This is a genomic window from Bradyrhizobium sp., from assembly GCF_016462955.1.
Lineage (GTDB): Bacteria > Pseudomonadota > Alphaproteobacteria > Rhizobiales > Xanthobacteraceae > Bradyrhizobium.
On record NZ_JAEMSD010000872.1, the window covers coordinates 1 to 703 of the forward strand.

Annotated in this window: 1 protein-coding gene; it reads left to right on the forward strand. The window is 67.9% G+C overall.

Annotated elements, in window-relative coordinates:
* Positions 1-58: 58 nt before the first annotated feature.
* Positions 59-703, forward strand: a 645-nt coding sequence (locus JHD07_RS39395; protein WP_291632030.1) for a molybdopterin cofactor-binding domain-containing protein, incomplete at its 3' end; no start/stop codon positions are given.

Here is a 703-nt window from a genome sequence, read left to right on the forward strand (position 1 = left end):
GCGCCATCGCACGGCGCGACCCGCTTTTCCTCCGTGTTTGGCACCAGGAGGCGTTGAGATGACCCGGCATCGCGGACGCGGCATGGCATCGATCAACTACCCCATCGGCATGAATCTCGGCGGCGATCCGAGCCAGGCGCTGGTGCATTCGAACCCCAGCGGCAAGTTCACGGTGGCTTTGTCGTCGATCGACCTGGGACAGGGCATGAAATCGGTGACGCGGCAGATCTGCGCCGAGACGCTCGGCGTGCCCGTCGAGGACGTCTATGTCGACACCGCGGATTCGGACACCGGGCCGCACTGCATGGGCTCGTTCGCCTCGCGCGGCACCCACCGCGTCGGCAACGCTGTGATGGCCGCCGCGCGCGAGGCGCGCGGCGTGATGATGGAGGCCGCGGCCGAGGAGCTCGAGGTCAACGCCGCCGATCTCGAAACCGACGGCCGCGGCAACATCCACGTCAAGGGCGCGCCGCACCGCTCGATCTCGACCAAGGACGTCGCCATAGCCGCGCAGTTCAAGCAGGGCAAGACCATCTCTGGACGCGGCATCTTCCTGGTGCCGCTGTCGAACGTCGACCCGGAAACGGGCGAGATGTCGCCGGCGACCTGCTACGCCCATGCCTGCCTCGTCGCCGAGGTCGAGGTCGACGACGAGACCGGCGAGGTCGCGATGGTCCGGATGGACTCGGCTTACGAGCTCGGC